Raw genomic sequence first — 26156 nt, forward strand, 5'->3', positions numbered from 1 at the left:
ACTGCTTGGTTGTCCAACACAAAGCTGAAATGTACTGTACTTTTTTTATTTCAGGCCTTCCCATACCCAGTTCTCTACTTCTGGCAAGTCAATGCCTTCTTCGCGAATGAATTGATGATGCTTCTTAACCATTGCATCCATTTCATCCGCAATATTCGCGTACTTACCAGCGTCAGGTAAGTTTAGAACAGCTTCCTTCACTAAATCAAAACGGTCCATTTGATTCAATACACGCATATCAAATGGTGTCGTAATATCGCCATTTTCACGGTAACCATGTACATGCAGGTTATGGTTGTGACGATCAAAGAACAGATCTTTGATCAGACCTTCGTAACCATGGAAAGCGAATACGACTGGTTTGTCCTTTGTGAAAAATTGATCAAACTCAGCGTCAGATAATCCACGAGGATCTAACTTTTGGCTTCTCAGCTTCAGTAAGTCTACTACGTTGATGTAACGAATCTTCAAATCAGGCAGTTTTTTATGCAAGATAGAGATCGCAGCTAAGCTTTCAATCGTTGGCTCTGTACCGGCAGAAGCGATAACAATATCAGGCTCTCCACCTTGATCTGTACTTGCCCAGTCAATAATCTTCAATCCTTTGTCCACCAATTCCTTCGCTTCATCAGCAGAAAACCATTGTGGGCGTGGGTGTTTGGAGGAAACAACCAAATTGATCTTTTGACGGTCATTTAAAATGGTGTCAAAAACAGCTAGCAGAGAGTTGGCGTCAGCTGGCAGATACTCACGAATAAATTCTGGTTTCTTATCAGCCAAATGACCTAACAAACCTGGATCTTGGTGTGTATACCCATTATGATCCTGTTGGAAGACCGTTGAAGTAGCTACAACATTCAATGATGGGATGTCTGCACGCCATCCTTGATCCGTTGCTTTACGCAACCATTTGAAGTGTTGAGTGATCATCGAGTCAACCACACGCAGGAAGGCTTCGTAACTTGCGAAGAAACCATGACGGCCTGTTAACACATAACCTTCCAGCAATCCTTCAGCTTGGTGTTCAGACAATTGGGAATCAATGACACGACCATAAGATGACAAGAATTCATCATTAGGCTCAATAATTTGATCCATCCATTGGCGTTTGGTTACTTCAAAAACAGGAGCCAAGCGGTTAGACATCGTTTCGTCAGGTCCGAAGATTCTGAAATTGCGATTCTCTTCATTTAATACAACCACATCTTTAACGTATTTGCCCAAAACCGACATATCTTGCGCAATCACTTTACCAGGCGTGGAGTTATCCAGCGCATAGTTACGGAAATCTGGCAATTTCAGGTCTTTAATAAGGTTACCCGCATTCGCAACAGGGTTCATTCCCATTCGTTTATCGCCTGTAGGCAGAATTTTAGCAATCTCAGCTTTTAAACGACCGTTTTCGTCGAACAATTCCTCTGGTCTATAGCTATTCAGCCATTCTAATAAGGCAGGTGCGTGCTGCATATTTTTTTGATCAACCGGAATTGGAACCTGATGGGCACGGAACGAATTTGTATTCGGCACTCCGTCCCATTCCTTTGGACCCGTCCAGCCTTTAGGTGAACGGAAGATAAGTACTGGCCACGCCGGACGAGTAAGGTCATTATTTTCACGTGCATTCTTCTGGATAGCTTCGATCTTCTCGATGGCAGTATCCAATACTTTCGCCATTTCTGGATGCATGTGATCAGGGTCTTCACCTTCAACAAAAAACGGTTCCCAACCCAAACCTTTAAAGAACGAAGTTAACTCTTCTTTCGATTGGCGAGACATAATCGTTGGGTTACTAATTTTGAAGCCATTCAAGTGTAAGATTGGCAGCACTGCGCCATCCGTGATTGGATTGATAAATCTGTTAGAGAACCACGAAGCGGCTAATGGTCCCGTTTCAGCTTCACCATCCCCAATAACAACAGCCGAAATCAGATTCGGATTATCTAAAATAGCACCTACACCATGAGAAAGGGAATAGCCCAGCTCTCCACCTTCATGGATAGATCCAGGTGTTTCAGGAGCAGCATGCGAAGCAATACCGCCAGGGAACGAAAATTGTTTGAACAGTTTCTTCATGCCTGGGATATCTTGAGTGATTTGTGGATAGATTTCAGTGTAGCTTCCATCAAGATATGAATTTGAAACCATAACCTGGCCGCCGTGACCAGGACCTTCAATGTAAAGCATGTTCAAATCATATTTATTAATAACACGATTAAGATGAGCATAAATAAAGTTTTGGCCTGGAATCGTGCCCCAGTGTCCAATAGGCTTCACCTTTACATCCGAATCTTTCAAAGGTTCTCTCAACAAAGGATTGTCTTTTAAATAAAGCTGACCTACTGAAATGTAGTTGGTTGCACGCCAGTATGCATCAAGTTTTTTCAAATATGTTTGAGATGAGTATTCTGCTAACACGGGTGTTAAGGCCATGGTGTCCACTCCCTAGTAATTTGGTTTGTAATTTTGTTTGTAATTTATTTCCGGAAATTTCATCTACATGTACATCATAACGCTACGCTAAATTAATTCAACCTTTTTCACAAGTGATACGGTCCAATTTTGTGAAATCTTGAACATACTATGAAATATAAATTAAAAAGACAGTAAAAAAGCTCTTACATTAAAATATATAGAAAGATAAACCAATAAAATTTGTGATAAATGAAAGGTTTGCAGACTCTAATTCTTTTTCAAAACCATAAAAAAAGACCGGAGAATTCTCCAGTCTTTTCGTTAGTGTACCGATACAAAGGTATTAAATTTCAAATATTTGTAATGAAACCGCATATGTGAAAATTCAAATGGCGTGCCGTTATCTAAAAAGAAAACCCCCTCCATAATGCCTACCGGTTCATTTTCTTTCAATTCTAGTAGCTTTTGGTCATTCTCTTGGGACGGTTCTGCAAAAATGGATAAAAAAGATTTGGTGACGGCCAGGTTCCGCGAGTCTTCCAAATAATTAAAAATGGAACCCTCAATAATCGTCTGATTTAAATCTTGGACAATTTTAATGGGGATGTAGCCCGTTTCAATCATAAAGGGATCGTCATCAAACAGGCGTAAGCGAACGATTTTATAAACAAAATCATGGGTATCCAAGAACAAATCGCGCTGTAGTTCTTCTGTCGGTGGAATGACCTCGAAACTCAATACTTTGATTTTTGGCTTTTTGCCATGCATTTGAAAATTATCAGTAACTCCTAGATTAGAGCCTTCATAGTTAAAGATAGATTCATTTCTTATGTATAAGGGATTAATAAATGTCCCGGAGCCTTGTTTTTTGAAAATAATTCCGACACTCTCCATTTTAGTCAGAGCGCGTTTAATGGAACTACGACTAACCTGGTAAGTCTCACTAAGACTACGTTCATCTGGCAATCTCATATCTGCAAACTTTCCAGCGAAAATTTTCATTTTAAGATCGTCAATAATTTGCTTATAGACAAATTGTGTCATATAGTACTCCTCTTTCAGGTCTTCTATAACTCCATATAGTTTACCATAAACATGTCCATTTCATCTCATGTTTGTTTGTATCTCTTTTACTTTACATCCTTATGCGTAATGCTGCCATGACATATACATCACACCACTGAAAATACCTGCAAAATAGCAAAAAATACAGAACCTCCACCTTAACATTCTCAATATGACCAAGCCTGTTTCGCACCTTGAGGGGTGTTTGACCAGACCAGGCTAAAATCCTTGAATACATTGTTATTATTTATCTTGTTCAAACGTGTTCTAATAAAAGTGGTGGGGGGAGATCACATTGGCTATCCGCTACAGCGTCATCATTCCAACCTATAATCGAGCCCAGCAGCTGCTGCTCACACTCGCCTCATTTGAAGCGCAAACCTATTCCAAGCAACTATTCGAAGTGATTGTAGCTGATGACGGCTCTACAGATGGAACGAAAGAAATGGTTGAAGACTTCAAAGCATCCTATCCTCTTATCTATGTGTCACACCCGGAACAACGTGGTCGATCTGCCGTTCGAAATTTGGGACTGCGCCAGGCAAAAGGGATATATATCATTTTCTGCGACGCTGACTTTTTGGTGCTACCTCATTTCATTAAAACCGTGAGTCGTTATCACCGCAAGTATCCCAAATCCGTGCTTTCAGGCATTCCTCACTCGTGGGACGATGCATTTACCCATTATCACCCTGACTTTTCTGTGGAAGAAAAAGAACATTGTCGGAGCATACTTACACAATCAGGCTTATGGAATCCCGACTTTGAAACAGCGAATGAAATTATCCCGATCATCACCCCTCATGATGTCCTGCATCAAACGGGTGCATTGTCTAAAGTCGTTAGCCCCACCAGGGTTCCGCCCAGTACTCAAAAACAATTTGCCTCAACGGACGTAGCTCCCTGGATGATGCTAGTAACTCGTTGTGTAGCCATCAGACGCAACCACTTGATTCGTATTGGAGGTTTCAATGAACGGTTTGTGCTGTACGGACTCGAAGACTGGGACTTGGGCTATAGACTGCATCGCTTAAAAATCCCTTTTTATTGCATCAAAGAGGTGGTCGGATATCATCAGGAACATCCAACCCATCTTAGAGGTAACGTTTTAAATACGGAAAATCTGAGAATCATGTATGAAACTTACGGGTTCAATGACTCCTCGTTAAATTTATTCGCTCTAATTCCTCCATCCGAGGATTTTGAGACCTACAAAAATACGCTGCGCGTATTACGCAGGGGACTCCGTTCTAGGTTAACACGTTCATCGGCTATGTTGTTGAGAAGGACATTACGCATTGCTGCCAAGCAGTTTTATTATCAAAACAACAACCCAGCATACCAGCAAGCATTACGGGTGATAAAAAAGAAAGCAGAGAACCGGAAAAGCCGAGTCGCCCACGTGTTACGAGAAATGCTGGTAAAGTCTGAAAAGCTGTTGGAATAACAAGAGGACGGTAGCACACGAGACACATACCTGGAAGCAGATTCTGTCCTGGATAGATAATGTCGTATATTAGATTAGGGCCTGTACGCAAACTGTACAACTCGTAGAAATCTAGTAAAATAAGGCACATGAGACGAAGATACGAGTTAACGGATGAAGAATGGAATATAGTTGACCCCCTGTTGCCCCCAGCCCGAAAAAAACAGGGAGGACGTCCGCCCAAGGATCGGCGCCAGATGCTCAATGCCGTGCTTTGGGTTGCTCGAACGGGCGCGCCATGGCGGGATTTACCGAGTTACTATGGCCCTTGGTCTTCAGCCTACAGCTTTTTCTGGCGGCTACAAAAAGCGAATATTTGGGGTGAAATACTGAAGCATGTCGCCATCGAGCCGGATTGGGAGCAGGTCATGGTCGATGCCACCATCGTCCGCGTCCATCAACATGGAGCGGGCGCAAAAGGGGGCAGGACCGGCAAGCAATCGGACGTTCGCGCGGAGGATTAACTACCAAAATTCATGCGATGGTGGATGCGCTCGGCTATCCGCTGCGTTTCGAATTGACGCCAGGACAAGACCACGATTCTGTCACCGGCTATCGCCTTCTTCATGAACTGGACTTCTGCCCGGGCGAAGTGTTGGCTGATCGCGCCTACGATACCAATGCCATTCTGGAGCTTTTGCAAAGCCGAGCGATCACTCCGGTTATCCCAAGCAAACGCAATCGGCGGGTAAAGCGCCCGTTAGATTCTGAAACGTATAAAGAGCGACACTTAATTGAATGCTTTTTCAACAAAGTAAAAAACTATCGACGCTTGGCCACTCGCTATGAAAAAACAGCGAACATGTTCATGGCTTTTTTGACGCTGCTTTCAATTCGTTTATGGCTCAAATAGGTTTGCGTACAGGCCCTAGTCAAATCATAAATATAGGTTAATTGCGGAGGATTTCATTTTCAGGTGGTAACCTATCAAATGAAAAATCCACAATCGAATGAGATTGTGGATTTACGTGACTTCATCTGGATGCAAAACAGCAGCCATTTCATTTACTTTTGTTTATCTGTTAATGTTCTCACTTCAATAGGATGCAGGTTTGCCTCGATCTGAGCCCGCTGTGGTTCATACCACTCTGGCAGCATTAATTTCTGCCCCAAAGATTCAGCAGGCTCATCGTTAGCAAATCCCGGTGGATCAGTAGCAATTTCAAACAGTATGCCGCCCGCTTCTCTGAAATATATTGCATTAAAATATTGGCGGTCGATGATTGGAGTTGGCTGATAGCCATAATGCTGAACTGCGCTTCTCCACTCTTCATGTTGCTCGAAATCTTTTGCGCGCCATGCAATGTGATGTACCGTACCTGCTCCACCAAAGCCTAAGCCCATTTTGACGAGCGGAACATCCACAATGTTGCCGATTTCTCCAGCAGATTGATAACGAGCATATTCGGCGTCTTCGTAGATTTTCGTAAATCCGAGTATGCTCTCCAATGCATCCATCGTTTTCTGTGGATTGACGCTAAATAGTACGGCGCCTCCGAACCCTTTAATGGCGTTATCAGCCGAAATGCCATCGTAAGACCAAGTACTGCTCGCTCCCTCCGCACGTTCAACAAGCTCAAGACGTAGGCCCTCATTATCCTCGAATTGAAGATATTGTTCATTAAACCGGCTTGTTTTCGTAACTTGAATACCAAAGCTTTGCAAACGATGCTGCCAAAAATCAAGCGAACCTGGCGGTACCACATACGAGGTTATGCCCACCTGGCCGCCTCCGATTCGCCCTTTGGGAGTTCCCGGTGCAGGGAAAAAAGTAATGATCGTTCCTGGGCTCCCTGCCTCGTTACCAAAGTACAAGTGGTAAACCTCGGGGGCATCGAAGTTGATGGTTTTCTTCACTAACCGAAGTCCAAGAATACCTGCATAGAAATCGACATTAGCCTGCGGATTACCGGCAAAAGCTGTAATATGATGGATACCTGTCGTTTGAAGTGACATATAAAACCCTCCTTTTAATCGTAGAAATCCTTATTTTTCATTATCGTTCAATTTTTAATGATCTAAGTTCATGTATTAATGAAGTATTGCATCAATGGAATATGAACCTGCACCTGTCAACGCAATCCCGATTACGACAGCAATAAGAACCAGTGGATATTCATAGCCATTAGCGGTTGCCCAGATTCCGTTTTGACCATGCACTTTGACAATCGCTCCGATCATCGCCATCGTAATCAACAATGCTGCCAGTGGAGTGAGCAGTCCTACAGTAAATAGAGCCCCTCCCAGCAATTCCATCAATCCAGCGGCCACAGCCATCAATACCCCAGGCTTGATCCCGATGGATTCCATCCAACCACCGGTACCTTTTGGGCCATAGCCGCCAAACCAGCCAAAAAGCTTCTGAGCCCCGTGCCCCACGAATAACAATCCAACCACCAAACGTATCAATAACAATCCACTCGCCAACATAAAATCACTCTCCATAGTTATTATTTATTAATTAAAGATTTTTAAATTAGAGATATTAGACAAAATTAAATTCATGGCTTAACGATTTGAGCCTGTTCTTTTCTTAATTTTTCAGGAGTAACATCATCTCCATTCGGATCATAAATCGTAGCATTCAAAAGTATGCTTTTGATAGAACCTCGAAAGATTTGAAGGTATTCTTTGCGAAGATCCATTTGTTCCGTTTTTTCAATTTCAGTTAATCCAACTTCTTTTGCTTTTTTTGCCAACTGGTTAATTCTTTCTAAAATCGCAAGCATGTGTATACCTCCCTATTCAAAATTTGTTGTTGTTTTATCTTTAATTTATTTATCTTGATATAAAGATATAATATTTTATTGTTCTTGTCAACACTTTATTAAAGAGAGGAGAAAATGAATCCTTGAGTTGCTTCTCCCCCTAATATCAATGCTATCTCCATGCTGGTAATACTGGTATTTTTGTACCATCGCAGTGACCAGATCATCGTAGGTACAATGGATATCCTGATAAGATCGTCTCTTCATCTGGATATCCATCTAGTACGAATGCGAAGCACCCTTCAGTTCAACTGTATACACGTCCCGAATCCAAAACCCAACGGCTTTGAAACAGACTCTTAGTCCAGCTCCTGTCCATCATTTTCAATTTGGATATGACCACAATACAGACACTGATGGGTACAGTTTTGTGTCAAGGCCGGCTGTCCCTCGATCTTCACATCACTTTTCCCATTCAACCACGGCATGGTCAGGACCGGAACACACGGAGCCTTTTTCACGCCATAGATGTCCACCATTTCACTGGCCTGCACGGCCGGATTTAAAGGACTGGAGCAATTCCCAAAAGACTGAATGTTCACTCCTGGAACGTAATCTCCAATGTTCATTTGTGCTTTGTTTTTTACGTAGACGCCATGGCTAAAAGGTCTTTTCAAACGGGCAGGTTGTGTGCCATAACTACAACTTAAGATCGCTCCTGCCACGACATAGCCTTTTTTTGCACCCGTTCCCGGTCTCACTTGCGCTTCTTCCACTTACCCCATCCTCCTTAGTGCTTCTATCTCAACTCTTTGCACTCGAATACCTGTAAAAGATCGGCGCAGCAGGCTTTCTGCAACGGCCAAATGAATATAGATATGAGGTTCGATCAGTCCCTCAATCCGAAAAACAGGGGGCTCTATCTCCCCCTGTCTCAGTATCAAATGCTTCAATGTACCACTGGGGTACCATTCCGTTTGTGCGGACAAACAGTCCACCAGCGGCGGACGAAGCACCCAGTATACCTCCTGTCTAGCCTGCTGGAAATCGGTAAGGATGGCCGCTTTCCATTTCAGTCCTGGCATATATTTCTCCAATAATACTTTCAACCGGTCGGACACCAGGGGTAGGGGAAATTCCAGAAAATCCGGGTACACTGTTTGTGGATCGGTATGTACAGCCAAAAAAAGAGGATCATCCTGCTGCTCTCCCTCGGCCTCCGTCAGGATATCTTCTACTTGCAAAGGAGACAGCGCAGCAGGCTCCACCCGATGTTTTACCCGCTCGTCTATCATCAGTCGAAAATATCTCAATGCAGCCACTCCCTTTTGCTAACAGCATCCCTTACCTGTGTAGACCACTCCAAACCAATGGCTCCTCTACGCTGTTCATCGGTAAAAATGACTCCTTGTACGTTTGCACCCGTAAAATCGGTTCCGATCAAACAGGCCCCTTTAAAGGATGCACCTGTCACATCTGCTCCAACAAAGCAGGCATCCGTGAGGTCTGCCCCGTCCAAGGACGCTTTTTGTAGTAACGCCTCTTGAAAAATGGCTCCTCGTAACTGTGCATCATGAAAACGGGCTCCCTGCAAGCTCGCCCCTGTGAAATCTACGCCAGCAAAACCCAATGCCTCCCAACCCAATGAAGCATCTGATCCATATCCGGCGTTACCCATAACGACATCCAATATGGCCCCTTTCATCGAGCATCCGCTAAAATTGGCTCCATGAAGCAAGCTGTATGTCAAATCGATTCCATTTAACTGACTTTCCTGCCACACCGTTCCTACCAGGACACAGCCATACAAGCGACTATGTTCCATTCCGATTTGGTGAAAAGCCGTATAGCGGAAATCCAACTGACTATAATCTCCGTCCGACAGTTGAACTTGGGTCAACGCCTGATAGCTGTACGCATGTTCTTCTTTTTCATCCAACCACGACCGAATCTCATTCGCCTCCATGGCTCTGCGATCTTCTCGATATACCGATACACTATGATCCAAATATTCACCCACACGAATCTCGAACGTCTCTTCTCGCTCCATCTCTTGAAACTCCGGTAAGCACACAGCCTGTTTCATCGCCAAGCGAACCACGTTCACAACGAGCGCATGAATGTGTACCGCTGCCTCCAGCATAACCTGCTCCCATTCAAGCTCTGATAGAGAAACTTGCTGCTGCTCTACCTCCCTTCGAAATTGCTGCTGCAAATCGGTCCAGTAGGAATATGCCCAGCTTGTGTTCCATTCAAAATGGATCGGCTGTGGATCAAGCATCCATAAAGCATCGGAAGCCTCTACGAGATAAGCAGGCCGTTCTTCCAGCCATGTGGTACGTAGCATGGAGTATGTGATATAACCGATCCTTTCCTTTCTTCCTTGAAGCTGCTCTTGCCGAATGTGCTGGCAATATCCCCGAAACTCTTCGACACAGGCTTGAATCCGTTGCTCCTGCGTTACCTTGAACTTCAGCGCCCAGTCTCTGCGGATGAGAAACCACGCCTGATTCAAAATGGCTTGCCATTGCGGTTCTAACTCATCCATAGACTTCTCCATTTGTACCCAACCACCACCTAAAGCTCTTCATAAATTTATGTCTTCAGGCTGACGCCATTCACCCGCTGCCCTATAGCCTAATTCGACTTCACTTCACTGCCTTTCATGTCCGCTGATCCACTCAATTGAATATGACTGCCATTGCAATCCATACGCAGCTCGCTGCCTGCCGACAAACTCATCGTTTTCCCTGCCGACAAGCTCAGATTGCCACCCGCCGAGATACTTACCTGTTTATTGCTCACAATATGAATACCTTCCTTGTCGTCCAGCTTAATAAAAATAGCACCATCTTTACCCGTCACGACCAGTTCATCCGGTCCCAAACGAATTTCTTTTCCATGAGGCGTTCGCCATATTTTCATCTGCGGATTGGAAAACTTGTTATGCCCGCTTCCTCTGTCTGCACGTCGGACTGCACTGCCTGCTACCCCATCTTCTTCACGGCTGCCCGGAAAATAGAGTGAAACTGGATCCCCTTTTTCCGGCATTACGTACCAGCCTGTATGTCCCCCGCCGCTATATACCGTCGAATAATTGAACCAATGCGCCTGATCGACCGCCTGCTTCTCGTCGCAATCCAGATGGATACGTACCTGATCCTGACGTACGTCTACGACCACCCCGCCTAATGAAGCACCCACCAGCTTTTCCTGATAATAGCCTTTCTGCCGTAAGCCTTTGTACGAGGCAAGCACATATTGATGCCGCAACAGCCCTTGCCTCATCTCCGTATAAGCCTCAATGACATACAAACTGTGTCCCTGAAAGGTCAACTGAGCGCCCAGATCCAGCACCTCGTCTGTCTCCACCTCATAAAAAATAAAATCATTTTCGTTCACCTTCGCCTGCTCATTTTCCTGAAAGTAGCGAAAAGGCAGCATCTGCTTGCATACCGTATAACGGGTATGATCTAGCACGGTCTGTGCAGGGCTGTCTTCAATGCCAAAATAAAGTTTAGGACTGTCAAAACGCGCCACAGGCATCAGACTCGTATGATAGCGGGAAGCCATGCGTCTTAAAAAAGCCCAATCCGTTTCCTGATACTGAATGGCAATCCGTCCAATGGGCTCTCCACCTGTCGCTCCATCAATCACATCCAACCCTTCATAATCCTTACCAATCTGCTCCAGCATCTGAGGAATCGTCATTTTGGTATATTGAAAAGAACGGGTGCGTTGCTGAATATCCATCCGATAAGTATGGGATATCGCCTCTACCTCCAGATAGTACACATCCCGCACAACCTTCACTTCGACCGATAGCGCAATCCCGCTGAATAGCGGCTTACTTTCACCCAATTCATTCTGCTGGCTTACCTCAATCACCGTGTTCTTTTCCGTCGTTTCCACATAGCTGTCTTGCATCTCTTCCGGGATGATCCCTGTAAAATAGAGCCGAGTATGCTCGTTGATTTTCTTCGTGAGGGTAAGCTGCTCCAGCTCAACCAGCTCGTAAGGCTGGATTTGGATATTATCGTAGCCCAGACTCATAGCGAATCCGCTCCTTTCTCAAGCGTAGTTTGTAAGGGCAATGAAACTGCATGAAGCGACTGCACTGTGTTTTCCGCTACAGGTATCCATACCTCCATTTCCGATTCCGTACAGTTAAACGTCCCCATCATCACCTGTCCTGCATGGGTGAACAGTAGAATTTCGTTGTACAAATTCGTATCCACGCCTGCAGCTATAAAACGGATCATGCCAATGGACAGACCGCAATGATTCACGATCAATTGAGTGCCCAGCCAGTTACGGATTGGTTGTACAGCTCGCAAAGTGTCCGCCATTTGCTCCACAAACTCAGAAAGTTCCTCGTCTGCCAAAGTGGACTCTGTCCGATTAAAGGTGATATTCACCGTTCCATCCTCCGAGGTATAAATGACCTCTGGACGATATTCCGAAGGATACTTAAATTGGGCCTGCTCCAGTGGCATCAAGCTAAAAGATTTTGGGACGCTAACCTCCATTTGTCCGTCCAAAATCATCCACCATTCCAACGTAATGAACTCATCACCTAACCGCAACGCCTGATTTTTCCCGAAAACGGATTGATCCCGTTCGGATATAGCAGTTTGAGAAAGACTCGTATTTACGTTATTAGATGCAACATCATAATTAAGCCTATTTTTGAGACTTAAAATATGCTCGTCCATATAGCTCATAGGGTTAGTCCCTTCTTCGTAAAAAAGATAAGTATTTAATTCAAAATATAAAAGCAAAAGGGCATATTTAACAATAACCCATCTTATGTATGTATCGGCCAGAATAGAGAGTTTGTTTACAGAAAGAACCATCCCATGTGTTATTTTCAATGTATATTTCTGAAATTAATATTGAGAAGGGGATTGATATCGGAACGGACAATGGATCGAATTGAATCCTTCCTTGCTCAGAATAAAAGCAGTTATTATGACTTGGAAAGGCCGCTCCCATAATAAAAATGATTTTATCAAATGATTTGGATAATCGGAGTTTGTAGAGTTGGAATATACTTAGTCCGCAATCGATCCTACTAAAAAGCAAAAACCCGCTCATAGAGCGGGGAAGTGGCGACGGATCTAAACTGAAACTAATGCAATTAAATGAGAGAGTAGCCCTTCAAACCAAAAAAAAGCCAGTGCCGACGAAAGCATCATTCAACGCGAAGTCCGTACCACCTCTATTCAAGAATACTACACAAAATAATTTTAGTTAATTCAAATTGTCCTTGTAATATTCATAATATGCTTTTCTCAAATAGAATTTCATCACGAATTGTAATACCATTATTTGATATTTTTGGTGTATTAGGTTTTATAATCCTTGCCTTTTCAACAGAGTTTGGGAATATTTTCGCAATTTGATAACCCTTTTTTTGATAAAATAAAAAAGCATGCAAGTTATCATTAGTTGTTACTAATTTTATTTTGCAACATCCGCTCTTTTTTGATACTGCTTCCACCTCATTCAATAACGCAGTACCAATTCCCTTATTTTCATCTTTGCTATCTAAAGAAATGATTTCACATTCATTATCACTTATAACATAAGTGATTAATCCCATAATCTTTTCTTTATGATCTACGACAGCAAATCCATCTAACTCATCACATTGATAGATCCCGCTAGAAATCACCATTTGTGGAGTTCCCCAATTACAAATAAAAAAATCGGTTATCATTTTTTTATCAAATTCTTTTGTATCAACTACGCAAGATTTCCCCTCCATCTTATAACTTTATAAATTGTCATTTTTCATCTAAGTATTATATCTAAAATAGGCCAAATACAAGCTTTGGATGTGAATGCAATAGAATAAAAGCTATTAAAAGAAAAAGCAGCCATCAACGGAAGAAAATCTGTGATGGCTGCTTTTTGTCTTTCAGGACCACATCACCAGCTGGAACCATCTTGAGATCAAGTAGTTCATCGGCGGCTATGTATAAAAGCTGACCGCTACAAGGAAAACATAGAAGTCATCTTTAAGCTACAAAGTTGTGGATTTGATCGATGGAGGCGAACCGTGGCACGGTAAATCCACAATTCGGCGTGTTGTAATGTTGAGGATATTTGGGGAAGTAGCTTAACTTCATTGTCTATTTCGCTACATTATTATTATACATTCGGGATATATACCCTTTTTAAGGGTAATAAAGACTGCCTCTCTAATGACATTTTTTCATACCACTCCCCAACCAGCTCAACTAATTCAGATAGATCTACAAGTTTTACACCATGCTGTTTGGCAACATTCTTAGCTTGCGAGGTAAAACCGCCAGTAGATACAAACAAACTGCTTGCCCCCATAGGGTTAGAACCTAGTAGTTGTTGTATTTCTGGACTACCAGCAGATGCCTTACGATGCTTCACTTGAACTTTTATTATCGGTTTTTCAAATCCAAATGCATCCCGGTGCGCAATAATATCAACACCACCGTCGGGGCCCTTGGGGCTAATTCGGACTTGATAACCCATACCTTCAAGTAAACCTCCAAACAAATCTTGCATTTGCCATTCATCAAGTCTATCTATTGCATCTTCTAGCAATGTTATTGCTTGCTGGATAAAATCCGAATTATCAATGTACTCATCATTTACTGCATTAGGTAACGCCGTTGAAAAAGATGGGACTACTGAATCTCCCGACAGTAAACGCTCAAATTCATCACCCCAGGTATCAACACGAAATACAGTGGATATTCCCCCGAGAGAGTTTTTAGCTCCTTGAGATAATTGATCTCGCGAGATACGTTTGGATTCCCACTTAACTCCAATCACATTTGGATAGTAATCATTGACCATCACTGGGTCATATAAGTAAGGCTTGTTTACTCTTCCTATTATGTATTCCCGCTTTTCTTTTGAATAGGTAATTATGTTATCGTTAACGGATATTTCTCTACTAAACTTCCATACTTGGTGTCCCCACCCAATACGTGCTTTAGGCTTTTCCTTAGAATATACAACATGCGCCTTTTCAATCAGCTTATCTCTATTTAAAAATTGCATTGGGTTACCAAGAGAACTCCAGCCAATTGTTGCAACCTGCTTTTCAAGCCACTCAGGCACCAACTCATTGTTATCTCCTGCCCTTACCATCCACCATTTCTCCATTAAGTCCCCTCCTAAAGTATTTACAATTTGATTGTGGTTCCACGATAATCAACATTGAATTCTGACAGGTTTATTGATTTAGTAATCTTATTAACTCTTGCGCTCTATTCCTTATTTCTTCTGTAATTTCTGAATGGTTAGACTCAATTACGGCTTGTAGCATGTCTTTTTCCCACTTGTTCTTAAAAATTTCGACCGCATAACTAACTCTAGTCTTCTGGGCACCCAAAGATCTAGCTCTGGGGTTATTGTCTAGTAACTTCTGGGCAAGTTTACTTGTATCTTTAGCATTAGACAATATATTCTGCTTATAAAAGTCTTGATAGTCGTCAAAAAATAGCACAAAATTAGATAGACCCACAGAAGTCTTAGCACGATCAAATTGTATTGAAGACACAGACTAACCTCCTCATTGATCAGATATTTTAATTATACTAACTTGATTGGGAGTCATCTATATGAAAAACAAAGACCGTATCATTGCCCAGTTATCCAATGTTGAGTTATGTGATGATTGTCTCTCTATCGCTTCGGGAGTCACCCCAAGGCAAACTGTATATTCCATATGCAGAGCTTTATTTGAGGCATCCTATATTATTCGAAAACCGAGTAAATGTGAGTATTGCCATAGATCCAAGATCACTAGTAAACTTCTTGATACGAAGTATCAGAAAGAGGGAGCCCCGCTTCCCTCCTCCGCCAATTTTGCCATTAAACCTTGGTATTGGGAAGGAAATGTGCAGGGCCATGTAGTGAGTTACCTTGTTCAGAATAAATATCAAATTCGAAGTGTCGCTGATACTGCGTCCCGAACTACTGGCAAAGACATAATTGCACTTACACCTGACGGTAAAGAGTTATGGGTAAGTGTTAAGGGATATCCTGAAAAAAGTTCTAATGTCCAAGCACGTCATTGGTTTTCTGGAGCTTTATTTGACCTCATTTTATATCATGGAGAAAATGCACAGGTAAAACTCGGCATAGCCCTTCCAGGAGATTTTTCCACATATACTAATTTGCTTCCACGCATCAAATGGCTTAAAGATCTGATGCAATTTGAAGTCTATTGGGTCACTGAAGAAGGGATTGTTACAGTAGAATAAAAAGTTTGTGACAAGAAAAACGAACCCTGTCTTAACCATTGTGGTTTTATATGAACATGGGTTCATTTTTCCTATCCGTGACTCAGCAAATGCATAACTAGCCGCTGTGTCATGCTGAGGATGTTTGGAAAGGCGGCGAGGGTAACATACTTTCCAAGTGACGTTTGGGAAGCTGCATAACGATTATCATATTTTAGACCTTGTCGGCTAAATTTTATTGGTTTCAATTGCGTGTTTGGTAATTAGAGAAAATGTATCTACAAATTTATCAATCTCCTCGAGAATTTCTTCAAAACTGTAGCTTCTTCCCCCAATTATATAAGATTCCTGTGTATGCCCAATTGTATTTCTAAGCCAAGAGTAAATAGTTTCCTTAGCGTTAGCTCCTTTTTTGGTAGTCGTACGATCTAAGGTAGCGTTATACCAAGTTGTTGTTCTAATAAAATCGTCCACTTCTCTTTGACTATTAGCATCTAGAGCAAGCTGAATCAAACTATATAGAAGCACAAATCGGGCGATTGGATCTGCTATTTGGAGGACATTTCGGTATAAGCGTTTATATTCATTATAACTTTGATTTTGAACAGCTACGCATATTTGTTTGAGTAATAATTCTTCATCAGGTTTTGTTAACGTTACCGATTCATTAATTATCCCCCGATGTGTAGCTGGTTGTCTTTTTCCATCTAAATATAATCCTAAAAAATGTGGGTGATGTAGCTTTATTCCGTATGAAAATGATAGCTCATCCTCAATAATGGCAAGTAGCATATTGCATTTTTGCTTAAGTTGGACCTGACTTTGATTAATTGCATTATCCCTCAATACAAATCTAAGGTTAAAATGAAACTGTTCCGACATGCTCCTTATATTTATCTCTTCAATCCATTCATCATTAGGGTCAAACTCAATACTTGAAACCATGAGAAGATTAGCAGGGGTTAGTAAATATTCAAGATAGTTGTTACTCATTGCTCCTCCTTTTGTATATGATTAAAGAAATCCATGATTTTAAAAAATAAGTAACCAAATAATTAAGCTCTGATGAGAAATGTATTGAACTCTACTCAGCACCTTCTGTTGTGGTTTTGCATGGTTAAGGGTTCATATAAGCGATCCGTCATAATTCGCCGCTGCGTGATGCTGAAGATGTTTAGAAAGGTGGCTTAACAAGAATCCCCTCATTTCCATCACTCGACTCATCAAAAATGCGAGAGAGCACTTTAACTGCTTCATCATGGTCGCAAATAATTTCAAGCCCCTCCCTCAAGAAGTTTGAGGAATATTGGTAATCATCATTAAAAGGATCATAGTGCTTTAGTACAGATTTACATGTGGATCTTAAATTATGGTGCCCTACATTATCCCACTCTAAAATTGTCCACGCTTCATCTAGCCTATATAGTCCCTTAATTTTAACAATTGCACCAACTAATGAAACCATTACCTTACAGACTAAAATCTCATTGAGAAGAAACCTACCTAAGTCCCTTTCATTTTTTAGAATTGTCTTTTCGGAGTAATCCAAAAATATATATGCCATAATGATTTTACAGTACAAAGTCTCAGTATCATACTCATCAGAATGTTCATCGCAAGATTTCGAGATAAAATGAGTATGTAGATATTCTGTATTTCTCAAGGCTTGCAATGCAGCTATTAATTCTGAATTGCAGTACTTCAAATTCTTCTCAATATGTGGAATCAATAAATCATTAAAGAAGTGTTCTTCATTCATCCCAAAATGATTTTTTGTTTCATCATCCTCATCAGGGTTAATTGCGTTATGATTAATGAAATTACTTACTGTTAGTAACACGGGAGAAATAAAATTTTGAAAAACTTCATAAGTATACTTTTGTTTTTCTCGTTTAGAAGTGAATATATGAGTCAATAATGTACCCACACATACACCTATTAGCCCTGACACAGGAGCAAAAACAAGTGTCCAGTTCAATTAAACACCTTCCCTCTCTAACGTGAAATTTCCATACATGTCGTCTATCATTATCCATTGTAGTTTTGTATGAGCAAGGATTCTATTTTCTGAACCCTGCCACGTAAAATCTACAACTCGGCGTGTTATAATATTTAGGCGGTTTAATGAGGTGGTATAAACGCAATAACCGTATCAATAACAACCCAACTGTGACACTTATTAGCCAACTTTATTCTAATTTGTTGTTAAATAATCAACTGAAAAAAACGTGTTCTTATATCTCAATATTCGTCGCCTAAGAGTCAAATAAATCAAACCTACTGTCCCACCTCTCTTGCAGACCAATATATGATAAATTCATTAAATTCTGAAAATCAGTTTTATCAGCCGTGCCTTCCACATAAGAAATGCACATTTCAGCAAAAGAGTATTTTACACCCTGGGCATAGACTTCATCTAATCTCATTACGTCATTCATAATATGAACTAATCCTTTTTCGTCTTGAAAGTTTTTAACTACCCATTGGTATAATTCCTCAGCCTTATCATAAAAAGTTTCAATCTTATAACCATCACCAACAATTTTTAAAATTTCAACTTGCAACTCGTTTGGGAAATCCCTTAGCCCAATAAGATTCTTTGCAGCAATAGCTCTAAATTGAAATCCGGTAATATTGTAAAATTCTTCAAATAATTCTCTTCTTTGTATTAGAGATCTTCCATTTCCACCTTTTATAAACCAATCATTTTTCTCGTCATAAGTAATAAAGAGAACATCCGCATCTATTTTTAAAATATGCGCCCAAATTTTAAAGTCACCGTATGGATCAGAATCGGCTCCATCTTTCAACTTTCCTTTGTCTTTTAAACCAGGAGGAATATTCTTGCTAAACCTTTCCTTACCCTCTCGTTCTAATGCTTCCTCAGATCCTAAACTGTCTGGGAGGAAGTAGGATTTATTAATCAAGCGCTGAATTCTTTCGAGAATCCTATCTTCATCAAATAAATCGACCACTTTATTATGTAGCGAAGACAGCAAGTCCTTATAATTATTAAGTTCATCCAATATTTTGTCCTTTGTTTCTACTGCCTTTTTAAACTCTTCCGTTTGAGTAAACAAAGGACATATTTCTTTTAAAGATTGGTTTGGGTAAATTTTAACTTTATCTACTTCATTAGTTATATTAAACAGGGAATTTTCAATCTTTTTTATAAGCCCCTCCCTTCTTTTTGTAAACTCAGTAACTACTTGTGAAGGAATAATTAGTCTATCATGACGTAAAAACCATTCTAATTGTTCCAAAACCTTTTCTATCTCTATGCCCTTATATTGATACGCCTGTAATAATACATTGGTATCTATAACTATTTTTGCTTTCTTTATAAAATACTCCAATGGCTTGGGTTGTACAATCAATTTGATACGCTCCTACCTGTTATTTTTTTGTAATGAAATCACAAATTATACCATAATATTATAGAAATGATCATATACTACAACCGACTTCTAATTCCCTTCAGAAAGAACATCACCGCCTTTATTCAAGAGGGGCTGTTTCATCAATTTCATCTTGCTCGATTACATTGATTTGAAACAACCCGACTTAACTATTAGAAATTTACAATGAACAGAGTACGGACATATCCCTTCATAGTCAATGATTCATCTGTAAAGAATTGCATAATCATTATATTAGGAAAAGTTTAAAAAACCGCTTCAATGCGCGGCTACTAGAAGAGATACTCCCTTTCACGCATTAGAAACGCCGTGGGTTGGCGCTTTTTTTTGGGGCTTGTCTTTCTGTAGCTTTTTCAGGAAGGTTCATATAAATATCTTCGAGGTGCCCATTTAATTGCTTATATTTTTGATTCTTTTGACCAAACAGTACTCTAAAAGCAGAAATATAGTATGAACAGATAAAGGTCATAGTTATAATAATAATAAAAAGTGTAATAAATAAAGTGACTATCTCAGTAGTACCCGATACGTTCTTAAAAAGAGAAATAGCTGTTTGGTTCCAGATTGGCACGGTTAATGCAGCAAAAATTCCTGGGATGAAGAATTGCTTTATAGATTTTTCTTCTGCTTTACTCTTCGAACGTTCAACTAACAACTTTAATTTCTTTTCTGTGTACAAATCTTTACTCTTAATATATTTAACAAGCTCATTGTTTATATAATTATGGTAATTTTTTCCTGAGTAAGAAAATCTACTAGTCAGTATGATTCCGTATTTTTGTAATAGCACCTTCTTACCAGCCCTATAATAAAAGTAAATAAATACTAAGAAGATTACTATTCCTAGTATTAGAGTGGACATCGCTATGTACCACGTGCTAATAAAAAACAATGCTATCACATCAGCCACAATGGTAATAAATAGACCAATGCTAACAAACCACCTAGTTAACCATGGCATGAAGGCGTGAATTTTCTTACCATGGCCTAGTTCATTCACAAAGTATTGATATATTTCTTCCAAATATTATTACACCCTTTCTATAAAACAAAACTATAGCTTATAAATTACAACGAGATTAGATATCACTTCGTAAGATGATGTGCAAATATCCATTAACCACCAACATGCCATTATTGCTCGTAAAATAAGTGGGTTAGGATTGAACACGAACAATCATTTCCATAATAAAGAGTGTAAAATTTAGAGCGTTAACACTTTTAGATAATTACTATTCGTCTCCACCTTACAATTTCCCCTTAAATAAACTCCATCTTCTGTGATTATAGATTGGTGGGAAAATCCAGTAATCTTACCCTCATAATCAAGTTCATTTTCTACATACAACTGAATAGTTACTCTAGAATTTACACAGTTTTGTAGCTGTTCATCGGTAAAAATAGATAATATCCTCACTTTAGATTTCAAGCTAATCACCTTTTCATGATAAGTATAAATAAACTTTTATTCATATGAAAATTAATAAATAAAAGCCTTTCATATCTCACTATCTTTAGTCCTATATATGATTTAATCATAAAGGACCACCTTTATGTAGAATAAAGCAACAATAATAATACCATAGACCCAAATAAAAGTTTGTCGGTTTATGTCGGTTTACTTGGATTATTTCAAGGTGAGAAAATAAGCCCAAAATTGGACAGTAGAAAACGGCGATTAAGACAGAATTACTTCTGTTTCAACCGCCGCTTTTATTTGAATCAGCGTACCAATCAGTTAAATTCATTTCGCTTACAATAAAACATACAAACTACTCTCTGTCCTCCACACATATAAAATTTACTAACCCTCTATTAAAAAGTTACTTTTCCTTCCTAACACCCTTAAAGGGCGTGTTATCAGATGTTTTAGCATCTAAAAACCTTCCGTTACTTGCATCCCTTTTAACCCACGTGTCATTTTTAGGATTGTAAGTTTGAGATCTATCTCTTACAGCTCCTTTTCTGTAGTCGTTCCCAGTATTTTTCGCCATGTTATTCCAGTCCCTTCCTTTTTATATTGTAAATTATATGTACTAATTCAATATCTATCAATAACATTTAGCGACGATACCGACGAAAGCGCCAAACTACGCCAAAGTCAGTATCGTCGCTATCACTCAGATAAAGCAAGACAATAACATCTATTATCCAGGTTACTTGCTCCAACCTATTCCAATTTCTCCAAAGGAAGTCTCGCTTTCATTCAATCCCTCAGGATCACTCGTTCCAATTGCTTCAATTTCTTTCTTGGTTAATATTATGTCATTACTTAAATCTTTAATCTTTCTCGTGTATATTGATTTAAGAAGTTCAACTTGTTCGTCCGTCATCTCATAATAATCTCGCCAAGATTCAACCGCTGAATCATATTCCATTAACTGGATTTCCAAAAGATAGCCACCATTTAAAACGATTCTTACTACGTTATCTATAGAGATCATATTATCCTGATCCCCCCAGAAAGCTGTAGTAATGGAAGGAACGGGCACACCATCTTCCCCTTCTTCCAGCAGATACTCCAAAGTTTCGTTTTTGGCTAGTTCCAAAACTTCATTGGGTGCTCCTTCAAAAAAATCAATAGCAGCTGTCACATCAGAACGAGTAACATTGTCATTTCGGAATGCTGCAACACAATACTTTTCACTGAATGTAATTGTTGCTCTCCCACCTGTTCCGTCAATAACACTATAGTTCATTCCATCCCAAGAATGTTCATAGGACAGTTCAGGGTAATGGGCCACCATAATTGCGTTCGCAATAGATGAAAGTATACATCCCTTCCAAAGATCGTGTTTACTCCATCCTTTAGTTATCATTATAGGCTTCATTATGGTCTCCCTTTTTTAGGTTTAGAAGGAGGATTCGCTTTATTTATTCTGCTTCATCCTATTCATATCCCCTCCTGCCCAGCATGTAGCGCTCTTTCATCGCCAGGTTATAGGAAAGCCGAGTGCATTATAAAAACCCAAAATGACAAATTATGTCAAAGCGGGTTTGGCTCTACTGATACTTATCTTGATTATTTAAATATTCCTCTAAAAACTGTCTGTTTCTCTCACTTATAGGTAACAATCCTAAATGTTGATATTCAAAAATCATTTGTCGTTGAGTTGGTGTTACTTTTAAAGCTATTATATCTTCATAATTATATTGAATATTTAATTTACCAGGATACTTCAGTACTAAGGTTAAATTCGGCCACGCCTCTTGATCATTATCAATAAATATTTTTCTTAGCTTTTCAAATTTGGATTGTAACCCTAATAGCAAGTCATCATAAATTTTCTCACTTACACCATATCTTTCAGGAATATCATGAGAGTATATAAAATCTCCGTTCTCAGACGTATTAAAATAAAAGTATACGTTACTAGAGTCACCTAGTATTTCAGCATACACCTTCTTTAATAAGAATGTGGACAATAATTCGGCATTCATCTCCGAACCATTCAGTAAACATTTCCAAGGAAATCCAAACAATCACATCATCACCGCATGTAAAAAAAGTATTGGATTTTCATCACCCCTAAGATATTCTCGAACTGATTGCGAACTGTTAAACCAAAAAATGTTTCCATTATTAAAAGCTTAACGAACCCCTGTCCTGAATTATCAATTGTGGTTTTATCTGGATAAGGGTTCATAAATGCGAACCGTGGCTCAGCAAATCCACAATCCGTCGTCGAGTAATGTTGAGATTGTTTGGTGAGGTGGCATAATTATTTACGAAATTGAATTCAACAAATTAAGTGCACCCGAGCATAAAGCTTGAGCATTATTGTAAAATGAAAATAATGTGTTTATCTTGCTCATAAGCCCAATTGAACTATTTATGTACTCTTTTCCGTCCTGTGTCTCTTTAAGTTTTTCCTGATTTAGAACCACAAAATTGGTTGGGCATATCCTAAAATTACTGACAAAACAAAGCGAATCATCGACACGTTCTTGATTAACTGGGATGTGTCTCCAATCGCTAGAAAAACGGTTGGATTCATTGAAGAGTCGCCGGCTGATATGAACAGAGATGCCGATCGAGGTGGATCAACTGGGAGGAAAAAACACATATCATTAAAGAGTTTTTCCTAGCTGTGAGGACGTCTGTTCGATCATTAAAACAGGTGCGAATCATTTTCGGAGACTGTAAGGAACACTTTATTGAAGAGCCAGCTTAGGAAAGAAAGACGTTGAAAAGTTATGGATAAATAGAAATTTAATTGGTAATATATACCTGTACAAATTCATATAACAGGAATAAAATTACTGTATTAACAGCTAGTGCCCATCAAGTAACGGTGGATAAGTTTGGTGAGCACCCGCTCTATTTAATAATAAGGAGCTTTAAGCATGAAAAAGAAAATCGGATTTGTATTAGCTTCAATGGTAGTTGGTATGTCTTTGATTTCAGAAACATCACATGCATATGGATTAAATGGAATTATTGCTGGCAAGTTTTCCGTAGAAGAAAAGCCGAGCTATACTTTTCTTCTCACTTCTGCTGCCTTAAAAAAGGATGGAGGTATAGTTGCAACGGGTCGAGCGAGTATGAATAATGGTGTTTGGTACAATTCTTACGATGAAAATGGCCGAGTGTTTTGGTCTTCTAAGTCTGAAGGTTTGATTGACCCAGGCACTACAATCGTCTTACCAGATGGAAGTACGCTTTCTTCATCAGAATATGGTCAATGGGAAATCAAAGATGAGTCAGGAAGTACAGTTCAGACTGGGAAATGGGATATGGGGGGGGAGGTATATAAAATTAAGCAGCTAAAAAATGGGAAAATACTTTTTGCAGGCTCACGAGGAGCTTACCAAATTTTTGAGCCTGACATGACTCCTTTTCGAAGTGGGTTTTGGAGTGCAAACGGACCTATTTATGATGCCGAAGAAATGGATAATGGCAATATATTGTTAGTCGGGTCACTCGGGAATTGGTCTGTAATCAATAATGAAGGTAAAGGTTTGAAGTCAGGAAGGTATAAAACTTCACACATAACAAGCGTTGCCCGATTGTCTGACGGTAATTTAATAGCCGTAACTAGTCCTGGTTCATATATTTTGTTCAACCAAGAAGGGACAATCATTGGGGATGGATTGGTATCAGGAAAAAAAGTCGTCAGCACTCTTCTATCCGTAACATCTTTTCCAGGTAATCATGCAGTAGTCAGAGATGGCAGCAAAGTCCACATATTAAAAATTGAAAATAATACTGCTGAGAATGTTTATACTGGGAAAACAATTGTTGTTCCGGGCGAACGTGATGATAAAACTACAGTTAAAATTTCTGATAATAAAATTTTCTTTGGTGGAAAAAATGGGATATTCCAAATAATGGAGGTTGATTTGACTCCTTAACTATCATAAATATAATTTCTTTAAAAAGAAGAAAGAGGACTCCTCTTTCCAGGCTGTCGAGAAAGTCTCGACAGCTTTTTTTATGTTAATCTTATTTAAGACGACACCACGTTAATGTTGTATAATATAGGTAACTATGTAGAACGGACGGTGTTGATATGCTGCGACCTCATCGAAAACAAACAACAATCTTTTGAATTGGTTTCTCTGGAAGAACTGGTACCGCAAGATCATCTGTTCGTAAAGTGGATAAATATAATAGACTTCTCCTTTATTCATGAGAAGGTAGGCCTGCTGTATTGTGCGGACAACGGGCGTCCTGCCATTGATCCTACCGTGTTGTTTAAAATGATCTTTCTCGGTTATTTCCATGGCATTCGCTCAGAACGGCAACTCGAGCATGAAATTCAGACGAACCTGGCCTATCGCTGGTTCCTGGGGCTGGGCTTAGCGGATAAAGTTCCAGATCATACGACGATTAGTAAATGAAGAATAAAAAAATTCAAGTATGTTCTTGACGCAGAAGTTATTCAAGTATGTTCTTGTCCCATATTCAAGAAGTTCATGTCGTTACACGAATATGAAGGATGCGTATAAGCTTGCTGATCATATGGACGTGGAGTTGGAGTTGAAAATGGCCGGGTTGAGCCGCGGACAGGAGGCGCGTGTGCTACTGATTTTATGTCTGGCACGTGAGGTTATCCACTCATGATCCTGGATGAAGCGTTCGCAGGTATTGATGTCCTCTCCAGAGAGGCGATTGTGGCCGGGATTATTGATTATTTGGAGGGTCGGCAGCAATCTATACTCATTAGCACGCATGATATTCAGGAAGTGGAAGGCTTGTTTGACTATACTCAATATCCCTTTCAATCTAAAAAACAACGGTACCAACGAAAGCATCATTCAACGCGAGGTCGTCGGTACCGTTTAATCTTGATTTAATACTACTTAGAAAATTTTAATTAGAAAAAATACTTACAGTTTCGAAATATTGAAATCTGCACTCTTCTTCCTGATCTTCTTGGGAAAGTTCAATAAACCAATCTTCAAGCTTATCTTCTTCTTTAAAAATTCTCGATCTCCAAAAGTTCAATCCTAGTTCTGGAAATGAATACATCCAACCCAGCTCTGGATCATTTTCATCATAAGGTGATTTCTCATTAACCATCTTAACTAGATTTTCAGCTTTAGTGTTAAACACATCAGTGCCATCAAACAAGCAATTGAACTCTTCCTTTAGATGCGAAGCAATTTCGATGAAGTTAACCCTAGCATTCGAATCGTATTCAATCCTGAAAGCGTAGTGAAAAAATTCATTATCATGATATGACTTATGGAATTTATTACTGTAATCTTGAAGACAATCTTCCACCTCGGCTTTGCTCATACCAAGTTTAATCGTACCAATCCCTATTTTAGGTTCAATAATTATTTTATCCACTATAGCTCTCCTAACTGAAATTTGATTTAA

At 39.9% G+C, this 26156-nt stretch carries 26 protein-coding genes and 2 pseudogenes; 7 read left to right on the plus strand and 21 right to left on the minus strand.

The window, feature by feature from the left end:
* Positions 1-45: 45 nt before the first annotated feature.
* The gene (locus ACXHJ2_RS22565; protein ID WP_185156544.1) at positions 46-2430 is read right to left on the minus strand and encodes a phosphoketolase family protein; all 2385 of its coding nucleotides are present in this window, start codon (positions 2428-2430) and stop codon (positions 46-48) included.
* Between the two features lie 303 nt (positions 2431-2733).
* Positions 2734-3456, minus strand: coding sequence for a GntR family transcriptional regulator (locus ACXHJ2_RS22570; protein WP_058711433.1), 723 nt, complete (start codon positions 3454-3456; stop codon positions 2734-2736).
* A 316-nt stretch (positions 3457-3772) separates the two neighbouring features.
* Here ACXHJ2_RS22570 and ACXHJ2_RS22575 point away from each other — a divergent pair, with 316 nt between their 5' ends.
* Complete coding sequence (locus ACXHJ2_RS22575; protein WP_040102387.1) at positions 3773-4924, plus strand: glycosyltransferase; 1152 nt, start codon at positions 3773-3775, stop codon at positions 4922-4924.
* A gap of 128 nt (positions 4925-5052) precedes the next feature.
* Positions 5053-5816 (plus strand): annotated as a pseudogene (locus ACXHJ2_RS22580) (IS5 family transposase).
* Between the two features lie 152 nt (positions 5817-5968).
* Here the strand turns inward: ACXHJ2_RS22580 and ACXHJ2_RS22585 are convergent.
* From ACXHJ2_RS22585 to ACXHJ2_RS22635, 11 genes are all read right to left on the minus strand, one after another.
* Positions 5969-6919: a ring-cleaving dioxygenase gene (locus ACXHJ2_RS22585; protein ID WP_165084553.1), complete on the minus strand. Its 951-nt coding sequence runs from the start codon at positions 6917-6919 to the stop codon at positions 5969-5971.
* A 75-nt stretch (positions 6920-6994) separates the two neighbouring features.
* Positions 6995-7393, minus strand: coding sequence for a DoxX family protein (locus ACXHJ2_RS22590; protein WP_165084551.1), 399 nt, complete (start codon positions 7391-7393; stop codon positions 6995-6997).
* Between the two features lie 71 nt (positions 7394-7464).
* The gene (locus ACXHJ2_RS22595; RefSeq protein WP_090737404.1) at positions 7465-7692 is read right to left on the minus strand and encodes a DUF896 domain-containing protein; all 228 of its coding nucleotides are present in this window, start codon (positions 7690-7692) and stop codon (positions 7465-7467) included.
* Positions 7693-8030: 338 nt separating this feature from the next.
* Positions 8031-8447, minus strand: coding sequence for a DUF4280 domain-containing protein (locus ACXHJ2_RS22600; protein ID WP_165084549.1), 417 nt, complete (start codon positions 8445-8447; stop codon positions 8031-8033).
* Positions 8448-8966, minus strand: a complete 519-nt coding sequence (locus ACXHJ2_RS22605) for a hypothetical protein (protein WP_165084555.1) — start codon at positions 8964-8966, stop codon at positions 8448-8450.
* A gap of 14 nt (positions 8967-8980) precedes the next feature.
* Positions 8981-10231, minus strand: a complete 1251-nt coding sequence (locus ACXHJ2_RS22610) for a pentapeptide repeat-containing protein (RefSeq protein WP_165084547.1) — start codon at positions 10229-10231, stop codon at positions 8981-8983.
* Between the two features lie 77 nt (positions 10232-10308).
* Entirely contained in the window at positions 10309-11724 is a 1416-nt protein-coding gene (locus tag ACXHJ2_RS22615; protein WP_165084545.1) for a contractile injection system protein, VgrG/Pvc8 family, read from the minus strand.
* Entirely contained in the window at positions 11721-12395 is a 675-nt protein-coding gene (locus ACXHJ2_RS22620) for a hypothetical protein (protein WP_165084543.1), read from the minus strand. The genes ACXHJ2_RS22615 and ACXHJ2_RS22620 overlap by 4 nt, the downstream gene beginning before the upstream one ends.
* 554 nt (positions 12396-12949) lie before the next feature.
* The gene (locus tag ACXHJ2_RS22625; RefSeq protein ID WP_064962682.1) at positions 12950-13441 is read right to left on the minus strand and encodes a GNAT family N-acetyltransferase; all 492 of its coding nucleotides are present in this window, start codon (positions 13439-13441) and stop codon (positions 12950-12952) included.
* 386 nt (positions 13442-13827) lie between these two features.
* On the minus strand, positions 13828-14826 hold the full coding sequence (locus ACXHJ2_RS22630; RefSeq protein WP_165084541.1) for a restriction endonuclease: 999 nt from the start codon (positions 14824-14826) through the stop codon (positions 13828-13830).
* 70 nt (positions 14827-14896) lie between these two features.
* The gene (locus ACXHJ2_RS22635) at positions 14897-15223 is read right to left on the minus strand and encodes a hypothetical protein (protein ID WP_165084539.1); all 327 of its coding nucleotides are present in this window, start codon (positions 15221-15223) and stop codon (positions 14897-14899) included.
* A gap of 61 nt (positions 15224-15284) precedes the next feature.
* Between ACXHJ2_RS22635 and ACXHJ2_RS22640 the strand changes: the two genes are divergently transcribed.
* Complete coding sequence (locus ACXHJ2_RS22640; RefSeq protein WP_165084537.1) at positions 15285-15929, plus strand: hypothetical protein; 645 nt, start codon at positions 15285-15287, stop codon at positions 15927-15929.
* Between the two features lie 207 nt (positions 15930-16136).
* Here ACXHJ2_RS22640 and ACXHJ2_RS22645 read toward each other — a convergent pair whose 3' ends face one another.
* The 7 genes from ACXHJ2_RS22645 to ACXHJ2_RS22675 all read right to left on the minus strand — a co-directional run bounded on the left by ACXHJ2_RS22645 (position 16137) and on the right by ACXHJ2_RS22675 (position 22768).
* Positions 16137-16901 carry a hypothetical protein gene (locus ACXHJ2_RS22645; protein ID WP_165084535.1) on the minus strand — a complete coding sequence of 255 codons (765 nt, stop codon included), beginning with the start codon at positions 16899-16901 and terminating at the stop codon, positions 16137-16139.
* 181 nt (positions 16902-17082) lie between these two features.
* A complete protein-coding gene (locus ACXHJ2_RS22650; RefSeq protein ID WP_165084533.1) occupies positions 17083-17886 on the minus strand; it encodes a hypothetical protein in 804 nt (267 codons plus the stop codon).
* Positions 17887-18163: 277 nt separating this feature from the next.
* On the minus strand, positions 18164-19285 hold the full coding sequence (locus ACXHJ2_RS22655; RefSeq protein WP_165084531.1) for a PIN-like domain-containing protein: 1122 nt from the start codon (positions 19283-19285) through the stop codon (positions 18164-18166).
* Positions 19286-19625: 340 nt separating this feature from the next.
* Complete coding sequence (locus ACXHJ2_RS22660) at positions 19626-20351, minus strand: hypothetical protein (RefSeq protein ID WP_165084529.1); 726 nt, start codon at positions 20349-20351, stop codon at positions 19626-19628.
* A gap of 799 nt (positions 20352-21150) precedes the next feature.
* Complete coding sequence (locus tag ACXHJ2_RS22665) at positions 21151-21321, minus strand: hypothetical protein (protein ID WP_165084527.1); 171 nt, start codon at positions 21319-21321, stop codon at positions 21151-21153.
* A gap of 162 nt (positions 21322-21483) precedes the next feature.
* Positions 21484-22158, minus strand: a complete 675-nt coding sequence (locus tag ACXHJ2_RS22670; RefSeq protein WP_165084525.1) for a hypothetical protein — start codon at positions 22156-22158, stop codon at positions 21484-21486.
* A 172-nt stretch (positions 22159-22330) separates the two neighbouring features.
* Entirely contained in the window at positions 22331-22768 is a 438-nt protein-coding gene (locus tag ACXHJ2_RS22675) for an immunity protein YezG family protein (RefSeq protein WP_165084523.1), read from the minus strand.
* Positions 22769-23674: 906 nt separating this feature from the next.
* Here ACXHJ2_RS22675 and ACXHJ2_RS22680 point away from each other — a divergent pair.
* From ACXHJ2_RS22680 to ACXHJ2_RS22695, 4 genes and pseudogenes are all read left to right on the plus strand, one after another.
* Entirely contained in the window at positions 23675-24682 is a 1008-nt protein-coding gene (locus ACXHJ2_RS22680) for a hypothetical protein (RefSeq protein WP_165084522.1), read from the plus strand.
* A gap of 158 nt (positions 24683-24840) precedes the next feature.
* Positions 24841-25168: pseudogene (locus ACXHJ2_RS22685) on the plus strand (transposase); the annotation flags it as partial.
* 94 nt (positions 25169-25262) lie between these two features.
* A complete protein-coding gene (locus ACXHJ2_RS22690) occupies positions 25263-25394 on the plus strand; it encodes a hypothetical protein (protein ID WP_274597506.1) in 132 nt (43 codons plus the stop codon).
* Complete coding sequence (locus ACXHJ2_RS22695; protein WP_165084520.1) at positions 25391-25627, plus strand: P-loop NTPase family protein; 237 nt, start codon at positions 25391-25393, stop codon at positions 25625-25627. The genes ACXHJ2_RS22690 and ACXHJ2_RS22695 overlap by 4 nt, the downstream gene beginning before the upstream one ends.
* A gap of 16 nt (positions 25628-25643) precedes the next feature.
* Here ACXHJ2_RS22695 and ACXHJ2_RS22700 read toward each other — a convergent pair whose 3' ends face one another.
* Positions 25644-26126, minus strand: a complete 483-nt coding sequence (locus ACXHJ2_RS22700) for a hypothetical protein (RefSeq protein ID WP_165084518.1) — start codon at positions 26124-26126, stop codon at positions 25644-25646.
* Positions 26127-26156 lie beyond the last annotated feature (30 nt).

This window comes from Paenibacillus sp. ALE3 (assembly GCF_054113405.1).

Excerpts from the sequence above, each read along its gene's own strand:
- ACXHJ2_RS22565 (WP_185156544.1), bottom strand. The coding sequence starts at position 2,430 with ATGGCCTTAACACCCGTGTTAGCAGAATACTCATCTCAAACATATTTG.
- ACXHJ2_RS22570 (WP_058711433.1), bottom strand. The coding sequence starts at position 3,456 with ATGACACAATTTGTCTATAAGCAAATTATTGACGATCTTAAAATGAAA.
- ACXHJ2_RS22585 (WP_165084553.1), bottom strand. The coding sequence starts at position 6,919 with ATGTCACTTCAAACGACAGGTATCCATCATATTACAGCTTTTGCCGGT.
- ACXHJ2_RS22590 (WP_165084551.1), bottom strand. The coding sequence starts at position 7,393 with ATGTTGGCGAGTGGATTGTTATTGATACGTTTGGTGGTTGGATTGTTA.
- ACXHJ2_RS22595 (WP_090737404.1), bottom strand. The coding sequence starts at position 7,692 with ATGCTTGCGATTTTAGAAAGAATTAACCAGTTGGCAAAAAAAGCAAAA.
- ACXHJ2_RS22605 (WP_165084555.1), bottom strand. The coding sequence starts at position 8,966 with ATGATAGACGAGCGGGTAAAACATCGGGTGGAGCCTGCTGCGCTGTCT.
- ACXHJ2_RS22610 (WP_165084547.1), bottom strand. The coding sequence starts at position 10,231 with ATGGAGAAGTCTATGGATGAGTTAGAACCGCAATGGCAAGCCATTTTG.
- ACXHJ2_RS22615 (WP_165084545.1), bottom strand. The coding sequence starts at position 11,724 with ATGAGTCTGGGCTACGATAATATCCAAATCCAGCCTTACGAGCTGGTT.
- ACXHJ2_RS22620 (WP_165084543.1), bottom strand. The coding sequence starts at position 12,395 with ATGAGCTATATGGACGAGCATATTTTAAGTCTCAAAAATAGGCTTAAT.
- ACXHJ2_RS22625 (WP_064962682.1), bottom strand. The coding sequence starts at position 13,441 with ATGGAGGGGAAATCTTGCGTAGTTGATACAAAAGAATTTGATAAAAAA.
- ACXHJ2_RS22630 (WP_165084541.1), bottom strand. The coding sequence starts at position 14,826 with ATGGAGAAATGGTGGATGGTAAGGGCAGGAGATAACAATGAGTTGGTG.
- ACXHJ2_RS22640 (WP_165084537.1), top strand. The coding sequence starts at position 15,285 with ATGAAAAACAAAGACCGTATCATTGCCCAGTTATCCAATGTTGAGTTA.
- ACXHJ2_RS22645 (WP_165084535.1), bottom strand. The coding sequence starts at position 16,901 with ATGAGTAACAACTATCTTGAATATTTACTAACCCCTGCTAATCTTCTC.
- ACXHJ2_RS22665 (WP_165084527.1), bottom strand. The coding sequence starts at position 21,321 with ATGGCGAAAAATACTGGGAACGACTACAGAAAAGGAGCTGTAAGAGAT.
- ACXHJ2_RS22670 (WP_165084525.1), bottom strand. The coding sequence starts at position 22,158 with ATGAAGCCTATAATGATAACTAAAGGATGGAGTAAACACGATCTTTGG.
- ACXHJ2_RS22675 (WP_165084523.1), bottom strand. The coding sequence starts at position 22,768 with ATGAATGCCGAATTATTGTCCACATTCTTATTAAAGAAGGTGTATGCT.
- ACXHJ2_RS22680 (WP_165084522.1), top strand. The coding sequence starts at position 23,675 with ATGAAAAAGAAAATCGGATTTGTATTAGCTTCAATGGTAGTTGGTATG.
- ACXHJ2_RS22690 (WP_274597506.1), top strand. The coding sequence starts at position 25,263 with ATGAAGGATGCGTATAAGCTTGCTGATCATATGGACGTGGAGTTGGAG.
- ACXHJ2_RS22695 (WP_165084520.1), top strand. The coding sequence starts at position 25,391 with ATGATCCTGGATGAAGCGTTCGCAGGTATTGATGTCCTCTCCAGAGAG.